Origin of the sequence: Amycolatopsis sp. WAC 04197 (assembly GCF_003947475.1) — a bacterium.
Taxonomy (GTDB): domain Bacteria; phylum Actinomycetota; class Actinomycetes; order Mycobacteriales; family Pseudonocardiaceae; genus Amycolatopsis; species Amycolatopsis japonica.
The window spans coordinates 145,467-163,706 of sequence record NZ_QHJK01000009.1; the positions used below are offsets into that span (position 1 = coordinate 145,467).

Below are 18,240 nucleotides of genomic sequence, written 5' to 3' on the forward strand. Positions count from 1 at the left end.
GCGCATACACCGCCTGGCGCCGACATGCCGGACGGGCGCCCTGGCGACGGGATCGCGGACGCGGGCTCAGCCCTGAAATAGCAGCTGCTAGATCTCCCGGCGCTGGCGCAACCGCTCCAGCGCCTCGGCGAGGATGGCCTCGCCGTCGGCGTCGGAACGCCGTTCCTTCACGTACGCGAGGTGAGTCTTGTAAGGCTCGGTCCGCGGCGCGGCAGGAGGGTTCTTCTCGTCCTGCCCACCGGGGAGCCCGCAACGCGGGCAGTCCCACTCGTCGGGAATCTCGGCGTCCATCGAGAACGAGGGCTGTGCCTCGTGCCCGTTGGCGCACCAGTAGGAAATACGGCGCCGCGGCGCCGACTCACCCCGCTCCGATTCGCCCGAAGGCCCGGCACCCACACGGGTGCCCCGAATCGCGTTACCGCCAACCATGAATCCTCACACCTATAGGGATCGGCGGCGCGCCCCCCATAGGCACGCCGAAACACCTGGATCGATCAGACCTTGAGCAGGAGCCCGAGGCCGATGATGCTGATCAGCCACACCGCGCCCAGCAGCAGCGTGATCCGGTCGAGGTTCTTCTCGGCCACGCTCGAGCCGGAGAGGCTCGACTGCATACCGCCACCGAACAGCGAAGACAGACCGCCACCACGGCCGCGGTGCAGCAACACGGCGACCACCAGCAGCACGCTGGAGGCGATCAACAGGATTTGCAGGAACAGCTTCATGTCATCCTCTGCGCTCTTGGAGAATGCAGGAAAACGGTGTGCCACCAGCGGCTCTTGACCGCCAGAACACACCGTACTCCTGGACTCGTCCACTGCTGTGTGACGGACCGGATACCCAGGTTACCCGGTAGGTGCCCCGATCAGGGCAGGGGCCCGCCCGCGGCGAGTGCGCAGAGTTTGGTGAACTCGTCACCATCCAGGCTGGCACCACCGACGAGCGCACCATCGATGTTCTCGCAGGCGACGAGGTCACTGATGTTGTTGGCCTTGGCCGAGCCGCCGTAGAGCACGCGGACCGAGGACGCGACCTCGGCACCGTACTTCTCGGCGAGGGTGGCGCGGATGGCTCCGCACACCTCCTCGGCGTCCTGCGGGGTCGCGACCTTGCCGGTCCCGATCGCCCAGACCGGCTCGTAGGCGACGACGACGTCCTTGACCTGCTCGGCCTTGAGCCCCTTGAGGCCCTCGACCAGCTGGGCCGTGGTGTGGGCGATGTGCTCCCCGGCCTCGCGGACCTCGAGCTTCTCCCCCACGCACAGGATCGGCTTGATGCCGTGCTTGAGCGCGGCCTTGACCTTCTTGTTCACCAGTTCGTCGGACTCGCCGTGGTACTCACGCCGCTCCGAGTGCCCGACGGTGACGAAGCTGCAGCCCAGCTTCGCCAGCATCGGGCCCGACACGTCGCCGGTGTAGGCACCGGAGTCGTGCGGCGACAGGTCCTGGGCGCCGTAGGTGAGCGACAGCTTGTCGCCGTCGGTCAGCGTCTGGACGCTGCGGATGTCGGTGAACGGCGGCAGGACCGCGACGTCGACCTTCGCGTAGTACTTCTCCGGCAGGGCGAAGGCGATCTTCTGAACCAGCGCGATGGCTTCGAGGTGGTTCTGGTTCATCTTCCAGTTGCCGGCGATGAGCGGTTTGCGCGCCACTAGTCGTTCTCTCCCAGCACAGCGACTCCGGGCAGTTCCTTGCCCTCCAGGTACTCCAGCGACGCGCCGCCGCCGGTCGAGATGTGCGAGAAGCCGTCCTCCGGCAGGCCGAGCTGCCGCACGGCCGCGGCGGAGTCGCCACCGCCGACCACCGTGAAGGCGTCGCTCTTCACCAGCGCTTCGGCCACGGCACGGGTGCCGCCGGCGAAGGACTCGAACTCGAACACGCCCATCGGGCCGTTCCAGAACACGGTCGCCGCGTCGGCCAGCTTGCCCGCGAACAGCTCGCGCGACTTCGGGCCGATGTCGAGGCCCATGCGGCCGGCCGGGATGGCCGTCGCGTCGACGACGTCGAACTCCGCGTCGGCCGCGAAGCCCGTCGCGGCGAGGACGTCCACCGGCAGGATCAGCTCGACACCGCGTTTCTCCGCCTCGGCGAGGAAGCCGCGGACCTGGTCCAGCTGGTCCTCCTGCAGCAGCGAGTTGCCGACCTCGTGGCCCTGGGCCTTGAGGAAGGTGTACGCCATGCCGCCGCCGATGAGGAGCCTGTCGACCTTGGTGAGCAGGTTGGCGATGACGCCCAGCTTGTCCGACACCTTCGCGCCGCCGAGGACGACGACGTACGGCCGCGCGAGGTCCTCGGTCAGCTTCTTGAGGACGTCCACCTCAGCCAGCACGAGGCCGCCCGCGTACGCCGGAAGCGCCCGCGCGATCTCGTAGACCGAGGCCTGCTTGCGGTGCACGACACCGAAACCGTCGGAGACGAACGCGCCGCCGGGGACGAGCGCGGCCAGCTCGGCGGCCAGCTCCTGCCGCTCGGCCTCGACCTTGCTGGTCTCGCGCGCGTCGAAACGCACGTTCTCCAGCAGGGCCACCTGGCCGTCGGTCAGGCCGGCGACGGTGGCCTTGGCGGACTCGCCGACGAGGTCACCGGCCAGCGGGACGTCGACACCGAGCAGCTCGGTGAGCTTCGCGGCGACGGGCGCGAGCGAGAACTTCGGGTCCGGTTCGCCCTTGGGACGGCCGAGGTGCGCCGTGACGACCACCTTCGCGCCCGCCTCGGCGAGGCGCTTGAGGGTCGGCAGGGCCGCGCGGACACGGCCGTCGTCGGTGATGGTCTCCCCGTCGAGGGGGACGTTCAGGTCGGAACGCACGAGTACGTACCGGCCCGAAACGTCCCCGCTCAGCAGGTCTTCGAGGTTCTTCAGCGCCATGGCTCAGGAGAGCTTGGTGCCGACGAGCTTGACGAGGTCGGCGAGGCGGTTCGAGTAGCCCCACTCGTTGTCGTACCAGCCGACGACCTTGACCTGGTTGCCGATGACCTTGGTCAGCGGCGCGTCGTAGATGCAGGAGGCCGGGTCGGTGACGATGTCGGCCGAGACGATCGGGTCGTCGCTGTAGCGCAGGATGCCGGCCAGGGGGCCCTCGGCGGCGGCCTTGTACGCGGCGTTGATCTCCTCGATGGTCGCGCTCTTGGCGAGCGTGACGGTGAGGTCGGTGGCCGAACCGGTCGGGACCGGGACGCGGACCGCGTAGCCGTCGAGCTTGCCGTTGAGCTCCGGCAGGACCAGGCCGATGGCCTTGGCGGCACCGGTCGAGGTCGGGACCATGGACAGCGCGGCGGCGCGGGCGCGGCGCAGGTCCTTGTGCGGCGCGTCCTGCAGGTTCTGGTCCTGCGTGTACGCGTGGATCGTGGTCATCAGGCCCTGCTCGATGCCGAAGGCGTCGTTGAGGACCTTGGCCAGCGGGCCGAGGCAGTTGGTGGTGCAGGACGCGTTCGAGATGATGGTCTGCGAACCGTCGTACTTGTCGTCGTTGACGCCCAGCACCACGGTCAGGTCCTCGCCCTTGGCGGGCGCGGAGATGATGACCTTCTTGGCGCCACCGGCGATGTGCGCCTTGGCGGCGTCGCCGTTGGTGAAGAAACCGGTCGACTCGACGACGACGTCCACGCCCAGGTCGCCCCAGGGCAGGTTGGCCGGGTCGCGCTCGGCGAGGGCCTTGATCGTCTTGCCGTCGACGACGATGCCCTCGTCGCTGACACTGACCTCGCCCGGGAAGCGGCCGAGGATGGAGTCGTACTTCAGCAGGTGGGCCATGGTGGCGACGTCGCCGAGGTCGTTGAACGCGACCACCTCGATGTCGTGACCGGCGGCCTGCACGGCCCGGAAGAAGTTGCGGCCGATGCGGCCGAAGCCGTTGACACCTACGCGAACCGTCACTGCTGCCACTCCCTTGAGACTCGTCCGGGATCGCCCCGGTAAGACGTCCTTTACTCGGGCGCAACCCTAGCGTGCGTGCTCGGGCGCCCCTCTTTGCCCTGACGAGACTTCCACCACTCGGTGGGTCAGGTCAAGAATCGATTAAGTGCGTCGCTACCAGGACGTCTTGGGAAAACTCTCAGCTTCACTGTGCTAGCCGTCGCTCCAGCGGTGTGCGCATCCGTGGCGTGACTCGCACCTCTCCGAACCACTCGGCCAGGTGGTTCGCCTCCGCCTCGACGGCCCGTTCGACGTCCGCGCCCACGTCCTCCAGGAGGTGATGGACGACCTCGCCGTCCGGCCGCTGCGCCCAGCCACCGACGATGCGGCCGTCGGCCCAGACGGTGGGCCCGATGTTGCCGGTGCCGTCGAACAACGGCGCCTTGTGCGGGCCGAGGTACCAGTCGCGCTCGATCCACCCCATCGCCGTCGGGTCGAGGGACGGGAGCAGGGCGACCCAGGGTTCGGGCTCCGCGACCGGCTCCAGATCGTCGGCGAGCACCACGCCGGGGACGCCGTCGAGATCGACCTCGACCGGCTGAATCTCCGCGAGCGCCTTCTTCGTCTGGCCGATCGTCCAGCCCGTCCACCAGCGGAGGTCCGCGATCGGGGCGGGGCCGTAGGCGTAGAGCCACCTTCGGGCCAGCTCGACCCTGGCCGCGTCGGCGTCCCAGCCGGCGAGGCCCTGTGGCAGCCAGTCCGCCATCGGGGCCCAGTAGTACTGGCTGCTGATCCAGCTGCCGCGCGGGCGGCCGCGCACGATGCGGCCGTCGACCGCGAGCTGGAACAGGACGCGGCTGGTGACGTTGGCGATCGCCTCGTACGGCTTTCCCTTCGCCATCAGGAGTTGCTGCTTCAGGCGTGGCTCGTCCTGGGAAAGCTCCTGCGCCGTGGCGGAACCGCGGGCCTTCAGCGCGCGCTCCGTCGCGTCCTCGACCTCGGCCAGCCAGCGTGCCGGCTCCGGCACGTTCTCCGGATGTCCCTGCGTGCCGAGGTGCTGTTCGAGCAGGCGGCGCTGCTTCTTGGCGATGTCGGCGGAACACGCGACCTGCACGAGGGCCGCGTTCTCGTGCCCGAGGACGAAGACCGTGCGGCGCATGCCGAGCATCCGGATCAGCGTGCGTTCTTCGTAGAGCGCGCTCTCCAGTTCGGCGACGCCGTCGCCTTTCACGCGCGCCCAGGCCGACAAGTGCACGGACGCCGGATCCGTGGCGTGCAGCGCGACGACCGCGTCCGCGGCGGCGAGCACCGACTCGGCGGGCGTGGTGAGGCGATGACGCGTCGCGAGCCGGGCGCGGCGCTGCGCGATGTCGATCTTGGGGGTCACGGATCGGTTCTATCACCGGGGCCCGACAGTTTCGGCCGCAAGCGGCTGAAGGGCGCTTTCCCCGCATGCGATGCGGGGAAAGCGCCCTTCACCGCGTGAGACGCGGGGAAAGTCCCCTTCAGCTCGCCTGGACGCGCTCCAGCTCGAACACCGGGATGACCCGGCTGGTCTTGCTCTGGTACTCGGCGAACTGCGGCATGAGGGCCGACTGCCTGGCATAGACCTCGTCGCGCTCGGCGCCGGTGAGCACGCGTGCGCGGACCGGGAAGGTCTCGGTGCCGAGCTCGACCTTGGTGTCCGGGTTGGCCACCAGGTTGTGGAACCACGCCGGGTTGTCGTCGGCACCGCCCTTGCTCGCGAAGATGTAGATCCGGTCGTCCTCGAGGAGCGGGACGAGCGGCGCGATCCGCTCGGTCCCGGACTTCGCGCCGGTGTGGTGGACGAGGACGAGCGGGTAGCCCTCGAACATGCCGCCCGCCTTGCCGCCCGTTTCACGGAACTCGGCGATCACGCTTCGGTTGATCTTGTCGAAGTCGAAGGTGTCTGTCATGACCTCGATCGTATGGCGCACCGAGTGACCCCATCGATGCTCAGAATGGCCATGAACATATCCGTCTGTCGCATTATCATCGCCGTCATGGACCTTTTGGCCGAAGTGCTCGCCGTGGGCGGCGTTCGGGGCACCGCCGGCGCCCGCATCGAGGCGTCCGGGCCGTGGGGCATCCTCTGGCACGGCATCACCCGCGCCGCCTTCTACGCGATCACCTGTGGGACGGCCTGGCTGGAACTGGCCGGGCACCCGCCGCGGCAGCTCATGCCCGGCGACGTCGTCCTGCTGCCGAACGGGCCGGAACACACCCTCCGCAGCGCCCCGGACGTCGCGATCATTCCCAATCTGTGCACCGCGGCGGAGAAGGCACGCGACTGCGGCGGCGTGCTGCGCCTCGGCTCCGGGGAGGTCGAGACGCACGTCCTCGGCGCGTCCTACGACTACGACCCGGCGGTGTCCACCCAGGTGCTCGCCACCCTGCCGGAGGTGGTGCACATCCGCGCGAACCGCGGCCGCGACGGGCTGGACGACACCGTGCGGCTGCTGTCGCGGGAACTGGCGAGCCCGCAGATCGCCACCGACTTCGTCCTCAACCGGCTCGTCGACATCCTCCTGGTCCAGCTGCTCCGCGCTTGGCGGACCGAGAAACCGGCCGAGACGCGGGGAACCTGGCTCGGCATCCTGGGCGATCCGCTGATCGGCGTGGCGCTGGCCAAGATCCACGAGGACCCGGCGAAACCCTGGACCACCGACCTGCTCGCGGCGGAACTGTCGACCTCACGCAGCACGCTGACCCGCCGGTTCCGCGAAACCACCGGCCGGACGCCCGGCGACTACCTGACCCTGTGGCGGATGGACCTGGCCGCGGTGCGGCTGCGCGACACCGACGACACCGTGGACACCATCGCGCGCTCGGTCGGCTACACGTCGGTGTACGCGTTCAGCCGGGCTTTCCGGCGCGCCCGCGACCAGGCGCCGGGGCAGTACCGGACGTCGACGCGGAAGCGCCTCACGCCGGCCGCGCCTGTCGCGTGAGGGCGAGTCATGATCTCCCTCAGGCCGTCTCTTCCTCCTGCTCAGGCTCCTCGGACGGGCGCGTGAACAGCCGCGTCGCCGACAGCCGCGCGACACCGTCCGGCTCGCCGAGTTCGTCGGTCGCGTTCCGGATCGTCGCGTCGACGGACAGGTACTTGCGCCCCGCCCGCAGGTCCGCGTCGTTGCGCAGCCGCACGATCAGCGGGAACTCGCTCAGCGCGCCGGCGTCGAACAGGCCGGTGGTGTAGATCAGCTGGACACCCAGCGCCTCCGCGACCGCGCGCTGCAGTTCCAGCAGGTAGCCCGCCGACGCGCGGCCGATCGGGTTGTCGAGGAACAGCACGCCGGAATGCCGGTTGCGGGCCTTGCCGCGGTTGTTCGCCCGCAGCGCCGCCAGGGTGCAGTACAGGATGATCGCCGCGGTCAGCTGCTGCCCGCCGGAGAACACGTCCCGGATCTCGGAGACCCGCTGCCGTTCGGTCCGCAGCACCGAGTCCGGCTTCAGCATGTCGACCCGGAACCCCTTGGGAGCGGCGGCCTGCACGCCGCGCAGCACGAGCGAAAGCCCGTCCCGTTTGACGTCGCGGCCGTCGGAGGTCTTCCCCACCGCGGCCTCGTCGACGACCTCGCCCAGCTTCTCGGCGAGCACGTTCTCTTCGAGTTCGGTGAAGCGGATCCGCAGGAACTCCTGACCCGACCAGTCGCCGAGACCGTCGGGCAACCGTGAGACCCGTTGCGCCGCACGGAGTGTGCGCAGCGCGCCGTCGACCATGCCCTGCAGCCGGGTGATGATGCCGCCGCGGTGCCGGTCGATCTGCGCGAGATCGTCGGTGAGCGTGCGCAACCGGGGACGCAGCGCCTCCGCCCATTCCGCGGCGTGGGCGGGCAGCTGGTCTCGGCGGACCGAGATCACCTGCTGCCGCACCGGTGTGCTGAGCTTTTCGAACCGCTTGTCCGTGGCGTACTGCGCCAGCTGGTCCGCCGCCGCCCGCACCCGCCGGTCACCCGCGTCGGCCGCGTCCTGCGCCTCGGTGAGCGCTGTGTTGAGCCGGGAGTGCTTGGCGCGCGCGGATTCGACGTCGCCCTCGAACGGCGCTTCTTCGTCCTCTTTGGACAACAGATGCGCCATCGATTCGGCGAGCAGACCGAAGCCGGACGCGGACGCCTTCGCGGACTCCAGTGTCGCTTCGGCCGCGGCGCGGCGCTCCTGCAATTCCTCCCATTTCCTCGCGGCGGCGGACACTTCGAGACCGGCTTCGTCGATCAGCTCCAGGCCGTGCTCGATGTCCTTCGGCCGCGCGTCGAGGGCGAGCGCTGACGGCTGTTCCGGCAGCTGGCCCAGTTCCGCCTTGCGGGTCGCGACGAGCCCGACGATCTCGGTGCGCTCCTCCTCCAGCACCGCGACGGCCCGGTTCGCCCGCGCCTGCGCCGCGGCCCGCGCCGAAGCGTCGGAGCCGTCCGGCGTCTCCAGCAGCGCGGAAGCCCGCTCGCGGACGGCGTCGTCCAACGCCTCCAGCGCCGCCCGCGCGGACGCCTCGACGCTCTCGGCCTGGTCGAGTTCGGCACGGAGATCGCTGCCGACCTCCACCTTCGCGTACGCCTCGGAGGCCGAGGCGAAGGTACGCCGCAACGCGTCCACCGGTTCGGCGGGTACGGAGTCGTCTTCGGTGACGTCGCTCGATCCCGGCACCTCGGCCAGTTCCGCCTTCGCGGTCGTCGCCGTGCGCCGGTGCCCGTCGGCGGTGCGTTGTTCCTCGCCCGCCTGCTCGCGCAGCCGGGAAGCCTTCACCGCGGCTTCGGACGCCGTCGCCTCGGCCCGCTCGGCGATCTCGGTGGCGCGTTCGACGTCGTCCGTCCACTCCGGGATCTTCGCGGCACGCGTGGCGAGTGCTTCCAGCCCGCGAACGCGCTCCCCCGCCTCGGCCGAGATCGAGCGCAGCTCGGGGATCCGCTCCCGCAGCCCGGCCGCCTTCTCACCGAGCCGCTGGAACTCCTTTTCGGCCTGCTCCAACGCGGTCCGAGCGGTCTCGTGCGCGGTGCGCGCGTTCTGGAGCTGCTCGGCGAGCGTCGCGATGCTGCCGGGCGGGTAGTCCTCGCGCCAGGTCTTGAGCTTCCACGACAGCGCGCTGTCGTCGGCCAGCGACGTCGCCAGTGCCTCCAGCCGGCGCTGACGTTCCGCGTGCCGGAGCGCGATGGCCTCACGCTCGGCGTCGGCGGCCTCCTCGTCGTACATCGCCGGATTGGGCGGCACGAGGAATTCGATCCCGGCCTCACCCGGCAGCCGGTCGGTCGTGGTGGCCTCGGTCGTGGCGACGGGGATGATCGTGCTGGGCAGCAGCCGCCGCTCCGCCAGGACCTTTTCGGCGAGCCGCACCTGTTCCGGTTCGTTCAGCAGGATGCCCGAGACCAGCTGGGGCGCGCGGGCCAGCACGGCCGCCCGCCGCTTCTTGTCCAAAGTGGACAGATAGCGCCAGCCGGACCACGCGTTCATCCCGGCGGCCTCCAGCGCGTCGAGCGCGGCCTGGACGTCTTCGGGAGCGGGCAGGAGGCCACCGGAACCGAGCGCGTTCAGCGCGCGCTCGTCGACGGATTCCTCCATCCGCAGCGCGGTCTGTTCCTTCTCCGCGGCCGAACCCGCCTCGCGCAGACGTTCCAGCAGCACCGGGAGATCCGTCTCCAGCGCGACGTCGTCCGCACCGAGGAGTTCGCTCAGCCGCGGTTCGACGGCGAGCGCGTCGGTGCGCCGGTTGGCGCGGTCGAGTTCCTCGGCCGCGCGTTCCAATCGGTCCTTTGTGGACCCCGCGAGCCGGTGCGCGTCGTTGACCGTGGCCTGCGCGGCACGCAGGTCTTCGGCGACACGTTCGAGTTCCTGTTCCCGGCGGACGAGTTCCGCGGCGGCCGTCTCGGCCTCGGCCCTGGCCGCGCGCGCCGCTTCGGCGACGTCCGCCCCGGCCTTGAGCGCGCCGGAGCGGACGGCTTCCGCGATCTCCTCCCGGATTTCGGCGATCCGCGCCCCCAGCCCGCGAGCCTCCGCCCGGCGCGACGCCGCGAGGTTCGCCGATTCGTCGCGTTCCGCCTGCGCCTTCTCCGCTTCGGCCCGCAGGGCGGCCACATGGGCTTCGGCCTTCGACGCCTGCTCGGTGGCGTTCTTGGCCAGCCCCAGCAGTCCCCTGGCGAGCGCGCTCGCGGCGGCGTTGCGTGCCTGCAGCGCGGGCTGTGCCTTCTGCTCGCGATTCCCCACCAGTTCCCGGAAATCGCGGGCCTTGCGGGCGGCGTTGAGGTGGTTGAGCACGGTGGCGCATTCACGCCAGGCCTCGGCCGCGGTCTTGGCCTCGGCCAGTTCGCCGTCGATCCGCTTCTTGCTCTCCTGCGCCTCGTCGAGCCGCAGTTTCCCGACCAGGCGGCGGAGTTCGGTGACCCCGGCGGTGAGACGGCGGTGGTCGCCCTCAGCGAGCTTCTCCGCGGACTTCACCTCGTCGACGTGCTGTTCGAGCCCGCTCAGCCGCTCGTTCTCCAGCTTGTCGCGGGCGGCGACCCGACCGGCCAGCGTCCGCATCTCGGCGCGGGCCGCGTCGGCGAGCTTCCGCGACGCGGCGGCGACGCCTTCCTCCTCCGCCAGCGGGGTGAGCAGGTCGAGCGCGCCCGCGACGAAGTCCCGCTCCGACAACAGATCCCCGCGCTGGGCGAGGTTGTGCGCGTAGGTCGCGACGACCTCGGCGAGGTCCTTCGGCTCCTCCTCCGAAAGCACCGCGCGCAACAGGAACTCGACGAAAGCCTCGTCGGTGCTGAAGGCGAAGGCGTCCGCCGCCTCGCCCTCACCGGCGTTCATCGCGCGCTGGTACCGGAAGAGCTCGGTGTCGAGGCCGAGACCGTCGAGCCGCGACGTCCATTCGTGGTGCCGCCGGGTCCAGAACAGCTCCAGTTCCGGCTCGCCGCCGTGCACCTTGTCGAGCTGGTCGTGGAAACCGGACATCGTCAGCAGCCTGCCGTCCGACGTCAGCGGCAGCGAGTCCAGATCGAGCGAGGGCGTCGGCCGGAAGCAGTACCAGGAATCGACGAGGTTCTCCGAGTCCGCCGACACCACGTGCCCGCGCCATTCCGACACCTTGCCGGTGATCACCCGGTGGCCGGTCTCGACCTGCAGCCACTCCAGCACGACGTGCGAAACGTCCTTGGCGGCGACGAACTTCTCCAGCACCTTGGTGTTCGTCGTGCCGACGACCTGGCGGCGGCCGGGCAGCATGACCGAGAAGATCAGCTTGATCAGGACGGATTTGCCGCCGCCGTTCTCCAGGAACAGCACGCTCGCCGGCGAGGGGCGCCGCGGCGGCCCCTCCCCCGCCAGGTGGATCCCGGCGCTGAACAACGCGTCCTGTTTGGGCGCGGTGATGGCGGCGCCGACGCCGCTGAAGTCCAGCACGACGTCCTGGTACCGCGCGCCCGCCGGGCCCACCGAGTGCAGGCGAACCCGCGAAAGCTCGTACATCGACTCCCCTTGGTTAAAGCGTGTCCGACGCGGCCGCGCGCAACGTTCCGCCGCCGTTGGCCACCGACACCACGTTCAGCTCGAGCAGATCGTCGAAGGCCGCGTCGGCGGCGAGTTCCCGCACCTGCACCTGGTAGCGCGGTGTCGTCCGGTAGGTCCCGCCCTGTTCTCCGCTGACCTGGACGAGAAAACCTTGATCGGCGAGGAACCGCAGGGCCCGCGCGACCATGCCGCGTGTGGTGTCCGACGACAGCCTGCCGTCCTTGGTCGCGGCGGCCGCGGGACGCCGGGCGTAGGCGCGCCACGCCTGTTCGAGTTCGGGCGCGTCGGCCAGCGGGTCGTTGTTCGCTTCGGCCTGCGCCGCGCGCTCGTCGAGGATCCGGCATGCCTCGCGCACCATCGCGTCCACCTGCTCGACACTGACGCGGCCGATGTAGGTGTCGTTGGCGAGGTCGTCCGGACGCGGGTAGCCGAGCGCGGCGGTCGCCAGATGGACGAGACCGTGCAGGACCTTCTCGGTCTCGCGGCGTTCGCGGATCTTGCTCTGCCGCGCGTAGCTGTCCATCTTGATCTCGAAGACGGACTCGTCGGTCGCCGCCAGCACGGCACCGGCCTGGAGGTTCACCTCCAGCACCATCAGCCCCAGCCCGGCCGCGACCGCGTGCGTGAGCTGTTTGAACGCCCTGTCCTCGCCGTAGCGCCGGACCAGGTCGCCGTACACGACGTCCCGCGACGGCAGCTGCTTCGGGCGCATGCCGAACGAGACGAGCCGGGCCGCGGATTCGACGTCCCCGTTGGTCGTCACGCGACCTCCTCCTCTTCTTCTTGTCGATCGACCGTGGCCGACGAGAGCAGCAGGTCCGCTCCGCCGAACTCGGGATCTTCGAGCAGCGTGCCGTCGTCCACGGCCAGCAGCACCTGACGCTCCCCCAGCCGGAGCGCCGCGCCGACCTCGGGACTGTAGGCGTGCACCGCCCGCAGGGCGACCAGGGCGGGCAGCGCCGGATCGATGCGGCGGGCCTCTTCGAGCAGCCCGGACAGCCGTCGCGGCACCTCGGGCAGGTCGAGCAGGTCGTCGGCGAGGCGCCACTGCTCGTCGCCGAACTTGTCGGTGACGTCAGCGGGCATCAGCTCGGGCTCGGGGATCTCGCCGACGAGCTGATCGCGTTCGGGGGCGGGCCGCAACAGCAGCGACACCAGCGAGGACAGCGACGGCACGGTCGGCGGCGAGATCCCGGCACCGGCGTGGAAGAACGACTCGGCAGGCGCGACGGCCTGGGCGATCGGCAGGCCCAGCGTCGGCATCAGGAGCTGGCCGAACAGGTCGATCGTGGCGCGCTGCGGCGGCCCGGAGAACTGCTGGCGGTCCTGCTCGGCACGGAACACGGCTCCCGCGTCGGCGAGCCGCGACTGGAGCCGGGTGTGGCGGCGGATGCAATCGCTGACGATGTCCACGAGCTCGGCGGCCCGGCGTTTGCGGTCGAGGTCTTCGGTCTCGTCCCGCGACGCGGTGATGTTCTTGAGGATCGCGTTCTCGGCGCGGAACCGGGACTCGATATGGGACAGCGCCTGATCCAGCAGATCAGGGACCTCGCGCTCCCAGTCGACCGCGCGCACGTCGCGACGGGTGGCGTCGAGTTTGGCGCGCAACGTCTCGCCGTACTGGACAGTGCGGTAGCGGGCCTGTTCGGCGGCGAGCTTCGCGTCGGCGAGGCGGCCGCGGTTGATCAGGTTCTCCAGTTTGACCTCGGCCGCGATCTGCGCGGACTCGACATCGGTGTCCAGCGCGCCGACGAGCACGTTGATCGCCTCGTCGGTGGCGCGCAGGTAGACCTCGCCGTCGGGCGCGGCCAGCTCGACGAGCAGTTTGAAGTCGAACTGGCGGCGCTGATAGCCGCCACCGGGGCCGATGGAGCCGTAGACGCGGCGGAACCCGCGATCGGTGGTGCCGACGTTGATCAGGTTGTCGAGCACCCACCGGGCGACCTTGGCGTGTTCGTCCGGCGTCCGGCCGGGTGCCTGGAGCGCGACGAACGGCAGCAGGCGCGCGATCACCTGATCGTGGTCGGCGCCGGTGTCGAAGTCCATCGACACGGTGACCTGGTCGATCGTGTGCAGGGCGATCTCGGCCATCTGGTAGATCGTGGCGTCCGCCCAGTCCAGCTTCGACTTGCGCGCGTCGAGGTCGTGCAAGGGCGCTGTGCAGGCCAGCGCCTTGAGGCGGCGCGTCAGCCCCTCGTCGGCCAGCCCCATCCCGGTCAGCTCGTCGTCTCGCACAGCAGGCCAGGCTAGTCGCCGTCCCCTCCACCCCGCACGGGTGACCGGGTGGAGCTCAGGTGTGGACGTAGGACTGGATCAGGATCGAGGTTTCGGCGCCGCCTCGATGCTGCAGAATCGTCCGGTCCCCGCCCGCGCAGTCCCGTCCGGCGTAACCCCAGTGCCGCTCCGCGCTGCGGTTCACCATCGACCTCGCCGGGAACGGCAAGGCGGCGCACTGCCGTCCGTCACTCGCCCAATCCGGCGGCAGCTGCACCTTGGCCCCGCCGTAACCGGGTTCGGGCCAGAAACAGAGGAAACCCTCCGCGCAGTCCGGGACGACCGTGGCCGCCGGAGCCGAGCCGGAATGATCCGAAGCCAGGACGAGCACCACGGCGGTGGCGGCGAGCCCGGCGGCCACCGCCGAGCCCACCCGGAGCACGCGTCTTCGCCACGGTCCGGCGGGCGGGCTCGTTTTCACCTCGCCCCGGATCCGGTCGAAGCGCTCGAACAGTTCGGGCTTCCCGCAGCCGTGGAGATAGCAGCGCAACTGCCCCGCCGTCGGCAGCAGACCGTTCTCGATGTTGGACACCCGTTGCCGGGTCAGCGCGTCCTGGCCGAGCAAAGAGCGTTTGGCGACGCATTCCTGAGTGAGCCTTCCGCGCACCTCGCGCAATTGCGCGCCGAAGTCCTTCGCAGTGGACATGGTCCACCCCCTCCCCATCGCCATTGTGTCGCACCCGGTCACGGTGTCGGGGGACGAACCGCGACATACCGCGACATCGTTTTCCCTGGTCAGCGCCACGCGATGCTGCTGTCGTGGACCTGTCGGACAACCGATCAGGGAGGAATTCACCATGAAACGTTCACTCGTTCCGGTGGCCGCGGCCGCCGCCTTGCTCGTCTCGGGTGTGGTCTGCACTCCGGCTTCCGCGGCGGAAGAGGGCAACTGCACCCCGGTCGTGCACTGGTGCGGCGGGGTCTTCAACGACACTCCGCGCGTCGTCACGGTGGCCGGGAACTTCGACGGCCGGAACTACACCGATCTCCTGCCGCTCAGTGCCGGCGGGCGGACCGGGCCGAACCGGGACATCGACGGCGTGCGGATCCCGGTCGGCTGCACCGCGCATCTGCGCACGATCGTCAACCGGTGGGGTGGCGAGGACTACGACGGCGGCGCCGCGTACGCGTCGGGCACCTGGCACCGCATCCACGACGACGAGGTCGTCAAGATCACCCGGCTCGCCTGCCGGTAGCCGGGGCGGGGTGCCGCCCGGCCACCGGGGGTCCGGGCGGCACCACCCGCGGGTGACCGGGGCTGCTCACCGCCGGGGTGTCCCAGTAGCGTCGGGTCATGCGTGAAATGAACAGGGACGAATGGTGGGCCTTCGCGAGCGAGGGCACGCGGACGGGCATGCTCGGTCTGGTCCGCGCCAACGGGGCGGCGATCGTGACGCCGGTGTGGTTCCTGCTGAACGAGGGGCCGGACGGGGACGAACTGATCTTCACCACCGGCACGGACACGCTCAAGGGCAAGGCGCTGCGGCGCGACCCGCGGCTTTCCCTCGCCGTCGACGACCAGAAGCCGCCGTACTCGTACGTGCAGTTCACCGCCGAAGCCGTGTTGCACCACGACCTCGGCGAGATGCTCGAATGGGCGACCAGGCTCGGTGGCCGGTACATGGGTGAGGACAAGGCCGAGGCCTACGGCAAGCGCAACGCCGTACCGGAGGAGTCCTTGGTACGCGCGCGGATCACGAAGGTGATCGCCCGCGCCGACATCGCCGGCTGACCCCTTCCCCCTCTCTCGCATTTAGTCCTCTGGATGCGGTCCTTGCGCGTGCAAGTACCGCATCCAGAGGACTAAATGCGTTTGGGGGCGTGACCCTGCGTGTTGATGTTGGTCAAGTATTGACACGAAGCACCCACTGGTGTGTGATCTGAACCATAGATAGGAAAGTTTCCTAACTAAAACTCAGCCTTCCCCGCCGGGCCTCGCCCGGTCCGCCGTTGTACCTCCCGACCCCCGAACTTCACGTATGGAGGCTCCAGTGGCACCCCGACCACCGTGGCGCGCGCTGCTCACGTGTGCCGCCGCGACGGCGATGTCCGTCGCCGTCCTGCCGGCTCCGTCCGCCGGCGCGGCACCGACCGATCACGAATCCGAAGCCGCCACGATCTCCCAAGGCGCCGTCGAAAAGAACCACGCGGGCTACTCCGGCACCGGGTTCGTGAACTTCGACAACGTCGTCGGCAGCTACGTCGAGTACACGGTGAACGCCGCGCAGGCCGGAACCCAGACGCTGACCTTCCGCTACGCCAACGGAACCACGATCGACCGGCCGGTCTCCCTCAGCGTCAACGGCACCGCGGCCGGGACGCTGTCGTTCCCCGGCACCGGCGCGTGGACCACCTGGAAGACCGTCACGAAGGACGTCGCGCTGGCCGCCGGGGCCAACAAGATCCGTACCACCGCCACCACCGCGAACGGCGGCCCCAACGCGGACAAGCTCACCGCGAGCGGAGTGACCGACGCCGAAGCGCCGACGCCGCCGAAGAACCTGGCCGCCAAGGACATCAAGGCCCGCAGCGCCACGTTCACCTGGGAAGCCGCGACCGACAACGTCGGCGTGGTCCGCTACGACGTGATGCGCGGCGGCAACGTGCTCAAGTCCGTCGACGGGAACACGCTCACCACGACCGTCGACAACCTGCAGCCGAACACCGCCTACGACATCTCGGTCGGCGCCTTCGACGCGGCCGGGAACCCTTCGCAGCAAAGCAATGTCGTCCAGTTCACGACGCCGTCCAGCGGGGACACCACGCCGCCGACGGTGCCGGGGAACCTGCGCTCGACGTCGGTGACCGCGAACAGCGTCTCGTTGGCGTGGAACGCTTCCACGGACGACAGCGGCACCATCGCCGGTTACGACGTGTACCAGGGCACCACGAAGGTCGCGACGACACCGTCGCTCGAAGCCACGGTCACCGGCCTGACGGCGAACACGTCGTACACGTTCACGGTGAAGGCCCGTGACCTCGACGGCAACGCTTCGGCCGCGAGCGACGCCCTGACCGCGAAGACGGGCGGCGCCGCGGGCGGCGGGATTCCCGAGTACGACAAGGACATCACGAAGGCGGATCTCGCCTGGTCCGTCGACTTCCTGCCGGACGGCACGGCGCTGGCGACCGAACGGGACCGGTTCGAGATCCTGCGGATCACGCCGTCGGGCGAGAAGACGACGGTCGGCAAGGTCCCCGGCGCGGTCGGCACCAACGGCGAGGGCGGCCTGCTCGGCATCGCGATCTCGCCGAACTACGCCACCGATCACGCGATCTACCTGTACCACACCGCATCCGGCGACAACCGGATCGTGAAGATGACCTACGACAACGGAAAGCTGTCTTCGTCGTCGACACCGGTGCTCACCGGGATCGCCAAGAACCGTTACCACAACGGCGGAAGGCTGCGGTTCGGTCCGGACGGCAAGCTCTACGCCACCGTCGGCGACGGGCAGAACAAGGACACCGCGCAGAACAAGGGCTCACTCAACGGGAAGATCCTGCGGGTCAACCCCGACGGTTCGGCGCCGAGCGACAATCCGTTCTTCTCCACCGGTGGCAACGCCCGCTACGTCTGGAGCTTCGGGCACCGCAACCCGCAGGGCCTGGCCTGGGATTCGCGCGGTCAGCTGTGGGCGTCGGAATTCGGCGACGGCAAACTCGACGAGCTCAACCTGATCCAGAAGGGCGGCAACTTCGGCTGGCCCCAGTGCGAAGGCACCGAAGGATCCTGCGGCGGCACGGTCGCGCCGAAGAAGACGTGGCCGACCAGTTCCGGCGGGCCGAGCGGGATCGAGATCGTCAACGACTGGATCTACGTCGCGGCGGTCACCAGCGCACAGCTCTTCGCCACGCAGATCAACGCGGCGGGCAACGGCGTCGGTCCGGTGCAGTCGCTGTTCTCCGGTCGCTGGGGCAGGCTCCGCTCGGTCACCAAGACACCGGACGGCGGGCTGTGGGTCACCTCGACCAACGCGGACAAGAACGGCGGCACGCCGAGCGTGCTCGACAACGTGGTGGTGCGGCTGAAGTTCCCCGGCGGCTCGCAGCCGGGAGCGTTCAAGCTGACCAGTTCCGCGTTCGCCGACAACGCGACCATCCCGGACAAGTTCACCTGCGCCGGTGACGGCACCGCGGGACAGGACACCTCGCCGCCGCTGGCGTGGAGCGCCGGGACGACGGGCGCCAAGGGGTACGCGATCGTCTTCGCCGACGTGGCCAACAACGGCAACAAACTGCACTGGGCGATCTGGGACATCCCGGCCTCCGCGGCTTCGCTGCCGGAAGGACTGGGCTCGGGCTTCACGGTCCCGAACCAGAACGGCGCCAAGCAGAAGGCCATGGGCAGCGGGGCGAACTCGCAGAAGTACTTCGGCCCCTGCCCCGGCGGCTCCAGCCATCCCTACACGTTCACGCTCTACGCGCTGAAGTCGGCGACGGTGCCGGGCTTGTCCTCGTCCTCGACGATGGCGCAGATCGAAACGGCCATCAAGAACGCTTCGACGGGCAACGTCAAGCTACGCGGCAAATCCAGCGCCGCGTCCTGAGCACGGCCGGGGTGTCCGGAGCGGCGCCGGGCACCCCGACCGTATCCAGTGTGACTGGAGGAAC

Annotated in this window: 15 protein-coding genes; 4 read left to right on the forward strand and 11 right to left on the reverse strand. The window is 69.7% G+C overall.

Features of this window, described 5'->3' with window-relative positions; translation table 11 throughout:
- Positions 1 to 87: 87 nt before the first annotated feature.
- The 7 genes from DMC64_RS30665 to DMC64_RS30695 all read right to left on the reverse strand — a co-directional run bounded on the left by DMC64_RS30665 (position 88) and on the right by DMC64_RS30695 (position 5,789).
- Positions 88 to 429 carry an RNA polymerase-binding protein RbpA gene (locus DMC64_RS30665; protein WP_034311760.1) on the reverse strand — a complete coding sequence of 114 codons (342 nt, stop codon included), beginning with the start codon at positions 427 to 429 and terminating at the stop codon, positions 88 to 90.
- A 65-nt stretch (positions 430 to 494) separates the two neighbouring features.
- Positions 495 to 725, reverse strand: coding sequence for a preprotein translocase subunit SecG (gene secG / locus DMC64_RS30670; RefSeq protein WP_016333144.1), 231 nt, complete (start codon positions 723 to 725; stop codon positions 495 to 497).
- A gap of 140 nt (positions 726 to 865) precedes the next feature.
- Complete coding sequence (gene tpiA, locus DMC64_RS30675) at positions 866 to 1,651, reverse strand: triose-phosphate isomerase (protein WP_037344017.1); 786 nt, start codon at positions 1,649 to 1,651, stop codon at positions 866 to 868.
- On the reverse strand, positions 1,651 to 2,859 hold the full coding sequence (gene pgk, locus DMC64_RS30680; protein ID WP_305019201.1) for a phosphoglycerate kinase: 1,209 nt from the start codon (positions 2,857 to 2,859) through the stop codon (positions 1,651 to 1,653). The genes tpiA and pgk overlap by 1 nt, the downstream gene beginning before the upstream one ends.
- A gap of 9 nt (positions 2,860 to 2,868) precedes the next feature.
- Positions 2,869 to 3,873 (reverse strand): type I glyceraldehyde-3-phosphate dehydrogenase, encoded by a 1,005-nt coding sequence (gap, locus tag DMC64_RS30685; protein ID WP_016333141.1) that lies wholly within the window; start codon positions 3,871 to 3,873, stop codon positions 2,869 to 2,871.
- A gap of 184 nt (positions 3,874 to 4,057) precedes the next feature.
- Positions 4,058 to 5,239 (reverse strand): winged helix DNA-binding domain-containing protein, encoded by a 1,182-nt coding sequence (locus DMC64_RS30690; protein ID WP_125736364.1) that lies wholly within the window; start codon positions 5,237 to 5,239, stop codon positions 4,058 to 4,060.
- Positions 5,240 to 5,357: 118 nt separating this feature from the next.
- Positions 5,358 to 5,789, reverse strand: coding sequence for a nitroreductase family deazaflavin-dependent oxidoreductase (locus tag DMC64_RS30695; protein ID WP_125736365.1), 432 nt, complete (start codon positions 5,787 to 5,789; stop codon positions 5,358 to 5,360).
- An 87-nt stretch (positions 5,790 to 5,876) separates the two neighbouring features.
- Here DMC64_RS30695 and DMC64_RS30700 point away from each other — a divergent pair, with 87 nt between their 5' ends.
- Positions 5,877 to 6,824 carry an AraC family transcriptional regulator gene (locus tag DMC64_RS30700; RefSeq protein ID WP_125736366.1) on the forward strand — a complete coding sequence of 316 codons (948 nt, stop codon included), beginning with the start codon at positions 5,877 to 5,879 and terminating at the stop codon, positions 6,822 to 6,824.
- 19 nt (positions 6,825 to 6,843) lie between these two features.
- Here DMC64_RS30700 and DMC64_RS30705 read toward each other — a convergent pair whose 3' ends face one another.
- From DMC64_RS30705 to DMC64_RS30720, 4 genes are all read right to left on the reverse strand, one after another.
- On the reverse strand, positions 6,844 to 11,310 hold the full coding sequence (locus DMC64_RS30705) for a hypothetical protein (RefSeq protein ID WP_125736367.1): 4,467 nt from the start codon (positions 11,308 to 11,310) through the stop codon (positions 6,844 to 6,846).
- 13 nt (positions 11,311 to 11,323) lie between these two features.
- Entirely contained in the window at positions 11,324 to 12,064 is a 741-nt protein-coding gene (locus DMC64_RS30710; protein WP_052120950.1) for a hypothetical protein, read from the reverse strand.
- 47 nt (positions 12,065 to 12,111) lie between these two features.
- A complete protein-coding gene (locus tag DMC64_RS30715) occupies positions 12,112 to 13,563 on the reverse strand; it encodes a hypothetical protein (protein ID WP_125736591.1) in 1,452 nt (483 codons plus the stop codon).
- 79 nt (positions 13,564 to 13,642) lie between these two features.
- Positions 13,643 to 14,272, reverse strand: a complete 630-nt coding sequence (locus tag DMC64_RS30720; RefSeq protein ID WP_158634274.1) for a peptidase inhibitor family I36 protein — start codon at positions 14,270 to 14,272, stop codon at positions 13,643 to 13,645.
- 151 nt (positions 14,273 to 14,423) lie between these two features.
- Here DMC64_RS30720 and DMC64_RS30725 point away from each other — a divergent pair, with 151 nt between their 5' ends.
- From DMC64_RS30725 to DMC64_RS30735, 3 genes are all read left to right on the forward strand, one after another.
- A complete protein-coding gene (locus DMC64_RS30725) occupies positions 14,424 to 14,822 on the forward strand; it encodes a hypothetical protein (RefSeq protein WP_125736369.1) in 399 nt (132 codons plus the stop codon).
- Positions 14,823 to 14,920: 98 nt separating this feature from the next.
- A complete protein-coding gene (locus DMC64_RS30730) occupies positions 14,921 to 15,358 on the forward strand; it encodes a PPOX class F420-dependent oxidoreductase (RefSeq protein WP_037343995.1) in 438 nt (145 codons plus the stop codon).
- 313 nt (positions 15,359 to 15,671) lie between these two features.
- On the forward strand, positions 15,672 to 18,176 hold the full coding sequence (locus DMC64_RS30735) for a PQQ-dependent sugar dehydrogenase (protein WP_125736593.1): 2,505 nt from the start codon (positions 15,672 to 15,674) through the stop codon (positions 18,174 to 18,176).
- Positions 18,177 to 18,240: the final 64 nt, after the last annotated feature.

What these genes read in the sequence shown, in the direction of transcription:
- DMC64_RS30725 (WP_125736369.1), top strand. Translation starts at nt 14,424, where the DNA reads ATGAAACGTTCACTCGTTCCGGTGGCCGCGGCCGCCGCCTTGCTCGTC.
- DMC64_RS30730 (WP_037343995.1), top strand. Translation starts at nt 14,921, where the DNA reads ATGCGTGAAATGAACAGGGACGAATGGTGGGCCTTCGCGAGCGAGGGC.
- DMC64_RS30720 (WP_158634274.1), bottom strand. Translation starts at nt 14,272, where the DNA reads ATGTCCACTGCGAAGGACTTCGGCGCGCAATTGCGCGAGGTGCGCGGA.
- DMC64_RS30715 (WP_125736591.1), bottom strand. Translation starts at nt 13,563, where the DNA reads ATGGGGCTGGCCGACGAGGGGCTGACGCGCCGCCTCAAGGCGCTGGCC.
- DMC64_RS30735 (WP_125736593.1), top strand. Translation starts at nt 15,672, where the DNA reads ATGTCCGTCGCCGTCCTGCCGGCTCCGTCCGCCGGCGCGGCACCGACC.
- DMC64_RS30695 (WP_125736365.1), bottom strand. Translation starts at nt 5,789, where the DNA reads ATGACAGACACCTTCGACTTCGACAAGATCAACCGAAGCGTGATCGCC.
- DMC64_RS30700 (WP_125736366.1), top strand. Translation starts at nt 5,877, where the DNA reads ATGGACCTTTTGGCCGAAGTGCTCGCCGTGGGCGGCGTTCGGGGCACC.
- secG (WP_016333144.1), bottom strand. Translation starts at nt 725, where the DNA reads ATGAAGCTGTTCCTGCAAATCCTGTTGATCGCCTCCAGCGTGCTGCTG.
- DMC64_RS30705 (WP_125736367.1), bottom strand. Translation starts at nt 11,310, where the DNA reads ATGTACGAGCTTTCGCGGGTTCGCCTGCACTCGGTGGGCCCGGCGGGC.
- DMC64_RS30710 (WP_052120950.1), bottom strand. Translation starts at nt 12,064, where the DNA reads ATGCGCCCGAAGCAGCTGCCGTCGCGGGACGTCGTGTACGGCGACCTG.
- DMC64_RS30665 (WP_034311760.1), bottom strand. Translation starts at nt 429, where the DNA reads ATGGTTGGCGGTAACGCGATTCGGGGCACCCGTGTGGGTGCCGGGCCT.